At 73.1% G+C, this 4,353-nt stretch carries 6 protein-coding genes; all 6 read left to right on the top strand.

The features are described 5' to 3' along the window. Nucleotides 1-355: 355 nt before the first annotated feature. On the top strand, nucleotides 356-1,588 hold the full coding sequence (locus ET526_RS20795; RefSeq protein ID WP_135470955.1) for a hypothetical protein: 1,233 nt from the start codon (nucleotides 356-358) through the stop codon (nucleotides 1,586-1,588). Next, nucleotides 1,548-2,528, top strand: a complete 981-nt coding sequence (locus ET526_RS20790) for a helix-turn-helix domain-containing protein (protein ID WP_135470953.1) — start codon at nucleotides 1,548-1,550, stop codon at nucleotides 2,526-2,528. Before ET526_RS20795 ends, ET526_RS20790 begins: the two co-directional genes overlap by 41 nt. Before the next feature lie 106 nt (nucleotides 2,529-2,634). Then, nucleotides 2,635-3,210, top strand: a complete 576-nt coding sequence (locus ET526_RS20785) for a sigma factor (RefSeq protein ID WP_135470951.1) — start codon at nucleotides 2,635-2,637, stop codon at nucleotides 3,208-3,210. A 33-nt stretch (nucleotides 3,211-3,243) separates the two neighbouring features. Further along, nucleotides 3,244-3,585 (top strand): hypothetical protein, encoded by a 342-nt coding sequence (locus ET526_RS20780; RefSeq protein ID WP_135470949.1) that lies wholly within the window; start codon nucleotides 3,244-3,246, stop codon nucleotides 3,583-3,585. Then, nucleotides 3,582-4,118 (top strand): hypothetical protein, encoded by a 537-nt coding sequence (locus ET526_RS20775; RefSeq protein WP_240048519.1) that lies wholly within the window; start codon nucleotides 3,582-3,584, stop codon nucleotides 4,116-4,118. The genes ET526_RS20780 and ET526_RS20775 overlap by 4 nt, the downstream gene beginning before the upstream one ends. Continuing rightward, the coding region (locus tag ET526_RS20770) for an AAA family ATPase (protein WP_158295659.1) at nucleotides 4,118-4,353 on the top strand (236 nt) is incomplete at its 3' end. The genes ET526_RS20775 and ET526_RS20770, both read left to right, overlap by 1 nt.

Here is a 4,353-nt window from a genome sequence, read left to right as displayed (position 1 = left end):
GATGCGGCCGGCGGCTTCCGTCTGGTCTGTGTCATGCGTCTCCCTTTCTCTCGGGGTTCGCATGACGGCGCTGGGTGGGGACGAAGTGTAGGCGAGGCTCTCCCGCCGCCGCGGCCCCACGGGCGGCTTCCTCGGCGGCGCGGCTCCTCAGCCGCAGCAGGCCGCGGGCCAGGATGTCGCAGACCTCACGCAGGTGGGGCGGGAGGTGCGGGTTGGTCGGGCGCGGGATGCGATCGGGCACCCCCTCCCATTACGCACGCCGCCGCCGACCCGTATCATCGCGATGCCGGATCGGATTCGACTCGGGCATCGATCCTGGATAGAACACATAAAGAACGATTCGCGGGGACCCGGGATGAGGGACGACTACCAGCGCTTCGCCAACCTCCGCTTCCTGCGCACCGTCGACCCGGACCTGCTCAAGCGCTTCTTCGAGCGGCATGCGATCGCCGCCGGCGCCCTGGACCTCGGCCTCCTGGTCTCCGACCCGGACAAGGGCCGCGAGGCCGTCTCCACCTACCTCCTGCGGACCCCGAAGGACCAGTGCCCGGAGAGCCTGACCGCGGACCTCCACCGCATCGAGCGACTCGGCAAGCCGGTGGGCCAGGAGGCCCTGCTGCAGGAGGCCAGGCGACGCGGCGTCGAATTGGTGCCGCCGGAGGCCATCTCGAAGACGAGCGCGCGCAACCTCGCCCTCCGCGCCTTCATCAACCACCCGGAGGTGTTCGAGGACGCCGAGAACGGCTTGGCGTTCCTGCAGCCGCCCTCGGTGATGGAGTTCGTGGCGCCGGAGGAGGGCATCCCCGCGGACCTGGGCGAGGACCGCCTGCGGGCCCTCGAGGCGCGCGCCAGGGCGATCTTCCAGGCGGACCTGCGGGGTGAGTTCTGCGAGGCAATCACCTACCACGACGGCGACGAGGTGCACGTCTCCATCCGGCACGGCGCGGCGCTCACCATCACCGAGGTCCTGGAGGGCAGCCGGAAGCGCATCCGCAGCTTCCGTGAGATCGAGAACGCGGTCCTGGCCTACTCCGCCATCGACGGGCGGCTGAAGGTTTGGGGCTGCAGCAAGAGCAGCCGCACCGCCCTGGCCAAGGCGTTCGCGGAGGTGGCGCTCGACCGTCCGGGGCTGTTCAGCGCGGCGTCGTCGCGGCACCTCTACACCTTGAGCGCGGTGGAGCGGGCCGGCGCCGCGTTCCAGTTCCGGCACGGGCACGACCCCGGCATCGCGCGGGTCCAGATCTACGAGGCGCAGGCGAACAGGGTGGTCGTCGCCAGGAGCGGCCGCGAGAAGGTCGTCCGCTCGCTGATCGCGCGCGAGAGCGACGGCAACGCCCTGCAGGCGCTGCACGAGAGCCGCCCGGAGATCGCCTACCAGTCCGGCGGCTGGCGCCTCGCCCATCTGGTGGTCAAGATCACCCTGGTGGCGGAGGGGTCGCGGCCGCCGGTCATCACGGTCAAGATCAAGCCCCACGAGACCCTGAGCTTCCCGCGGCAGCGGCACCAGCGGCGCGTCATGAAGCTGCTCGCCATGAACGAGATGCTGTGTGAGCGAGAGCCTTCCCGTCCTGCTCTTGCGGCAGAGTGAGGGGGGCGAGCCCGCTTACCTGCTGGGCGCCCCCGAGCTGTCGCCGGAAGGCGTCCTGGCGTTCGAGCGGCTGCTCGAACTCGGCGTCGTCGTGCACGATCGCAGGCTGGAGGCCTGGGACCCGTGCCCCGACTGCAGCTGCGGCGCCGAGGAGCGGCGGATCCGCTGGAAGGACGGCGCGCCCTACGCGGCCTGTCCCGTCTCCTGCGCCGGCGACGAGCGCCTCGACCCGGGCGAGCTGCAGATCTACCGCATCTCGGTGGCCAGCCTCGCCGGCCAGATGGCCAGCGCCGCGGGCATCCAGGGGCCCACGGAGCAACTCCAGCCTGACCTGTTCTGTGTCGGGACCCTGCCGGGCGGTCGCCTCCTCCTGCTCGCGACGACGGCTGCGGTGGTCCACCGGCCCGGTACCCTCGACCAGATCCGTTCGCTTGCACGGGGCCAGCGCGTCAGCCTGGTCGCGCCCGCCCCCGCCCCCGCGGAACGTGCCCGGCTGGAGGAGCGCGGCGTCGACGTCGTGCCGCCGGCCGAAGCGTTCCTCCCGAGCGAGCCGCGGCGGCCGGTCCTGGTGAACCTCGACGCGCTGCTCGTCATGCCGAGGAGCGAGCCTCGGCTGGTGCTCTCGAAGGCGACGGGCGCCGTGACGCTCGACGGCCATTCGGCGAAGCTCCCGCCGCGGGAGTTCGAGCTGCTTTGGCTCCTCTGCGAACGGGCTCGGCGCGGCAAGCCGCCCGTACCCCCGCGCGACATCCTCGAGGCGATGTACAGGGGCACCACGGCGACCGACGCGACGGTCCGGAGCCTCAAGCGGGACCTGCAGAACAGCCTCAAGGATCTCCTGGCGCGGACGCGCTTCCCCGGACCGCTCATCCTGGCGCCTGGTGGGCGGGGCTACGCCCTCGCGCTCGGGTCCGAGGACATCGTCCTCATCAAGGCTTAGCCGGCCCGCGACCACGGGCACACGCCGAGCACACGCCGCGCCCACACCCGTGTGCCGCGAGGGTCGGCAGGTTCGCTCCATCGCAACCCGATGGACCGACCCGCCGATGGCTCGCTCGCCCTGCCTCCCCGACCTCGCCCCCATTTACCGCCTCGCGGAGCAGGAGGCGCGGCGCCTCTGCCGCGGCCTGGGCCTCCCCGCCCAGGAGCGCGAGGACCTGCGCCAGGACCTGCTGACCGACTTCCTGGCCCGCCTGCCGGCCTTCGATCCGGCCAAGGGAGCGCTCGAGGCGTTTGCTAGGATCTGCTTCCGCCACGCGGCGACGCGGATCGCCCGCCGCGTGCAGCGCGAGCGCGCCGGCCGCCACCCGCTCTCCCTCGACGACGCGCTCCCCGGCGGCGACGGCCTGACGCTCGGCGACACCCTCGGCGAGGCGGACGGCTACGCCGCGTGGTGCGGCCAGCCGACCGACGCCGTCGCCGCGCTGGAGCGCCGCCTCGACCTGGAGCGCGCGGCGCCGGCCGCCATCGACCCCGCGGACCACCCGCTCTGCGCCGCGCTCTGCGAGCACACGCCGCACGCGCTCGGCGAGCGGCGGACCATGCCGCGCGCGCGGATCTACCGCCGCCTCCGCGAGCTGCGCCTGCGCCTGCTCGCCGCCGGCATCCCCTCGGCCGCCTGATACGGATTGCGAGGTCGCGGAGTAATGCCGGTTATGGACACCCGCATCCCCGACACCCCGACCGGCGCGGCGCCGCTCAGCGAGGCGGCGCTCTGCGCCTGGCTCGGCGCCGCCGCGCCCGGCGAGCGCCTCGCCTATCATCGCGGCTTCCTTGCCCGCGACCTCTCGCCGCTGACGCAGCTGCTGCCCGACGCGGAGCGGCTCGCCCTGCTGCGGCTCGCCAACCGCGCCTGGGCACTGGCCGAGGCGGGCCTCGCGCACCTCTTGCAGCGTCGGCACGGCTACGAGGACTACGAGTACCTCCTTGTCGCCCGCCCTCGGCCGCGCCGCGTCGCGCCCTCCATCCTGCCGGCGATCCTCGCGGAGGCAGCATGATGGTCGTGCCGCTCTCCAACCGCCCGACGCTCGACGCCGTGCGCCGCATGCCGGTCGGCGAGGTCATCGCGCTGCCGGCCGAGCATCTCGCGCTGCTCCAGACGGACGCGCGCGAGGCGCTCGATGCGGCCAGGCGCCAGCTCGACTGGATCGAGGCCGCCATCGCGCTGCGCTACGAGCAGCGTGCGATCGCCGCCCGCGGCGCCGCCGGCAAGGACACCGGCACGGTGCGCTTCGCGGACGGCGCGGTCACGGTCGTCGCCGAGCTGCCGAAGCGGGTGGAATGGGACCAGGGGCGGCTCGCCGCCCTCGCCGAGCAGATCCGCGCCGGCGGCGAGGACCCGACCGAATACGTCGAGGTCAGCTTCAAGGTGCCGGAGCGGGCCTATGCCGCCTGGCCCGAGCGCATCCGCCAGGCCTTCGAGCCGGCGCGCATCGTGCGCACCGGACGCCCGAGCTATCGGCTCACCATCCTCTCGGAGACGGCCCGCCGCGACAGCCCGCATGCCGGCAGCCTCGGGAGCATCGGCTGATGGCGCTGCGCATCGTCACCGCCGACGAGCGGCTCTCGGCCGGGGCGAACAAGACCACCATGGCCCTGTTCGGCCCGAGCGGCGTCGGCAAGACCAGCCTGCTCAAGACCCTGCCGGCCGAGGCCACGCTGTGCATCGACCTCGAGGCCGGGCTGAAATCGGTGCAGGACTGGCCGGGCGACAGCATCCCCGTGCGCTGCTTCGAGGACGCGATCGACCTCGCCTGCCTGATCGG

It is taken from the genome of Crenalkalicoccus roseus (genome assembly GCF_004761865.1).
GTDB classification, from domain to species: domain Bacteria; phylum Pseudomonadota; class Alphaproteobacteria; order Acetobacterales; family Acetobacteraceae; genus Crenalkalicoccus; species Crenalkalicoccus roseus.
The sequence above is the reverse complement of the archived record's forward strand: the minus strand, read 5'-3'. Positions and strand labels throughout refer to the sequence as shown.

What these genes read in the sequence shown, in the direction of transcription:
- ET526_RS20795 (WP_135470955.1), top strand. Translation starts at nt 356, where the DNA reads ATGAGGGACGACTACCAGCGCTTCGCCAACCTCCGCTTCCTGCGCACC.
- ET526_RS20775 (WP_240048519.1), top strand. Translation starts at nt 3,582, where the DNA reads ATGATGGTCGTGCCGCTCTCCAACCGCCCGACGCTCGACGCCGTGCGC.
- ET526_RS20780 (WP_135470949.1), top strand. Translation starts at nt 3,244, where the DNA reads ATGGACACCCGCATCCCCGACACCCCGACCGGCGCGGCGCCGCTCAGC.
- ET526_RS20785 (WP_135470951.1), top strand. Translation starts at nt 2,635, where the DNA reads ATGGCTCGCTCGCCCTGCCTCCCCGACCTCGCCCCCATTTACCGCCTC.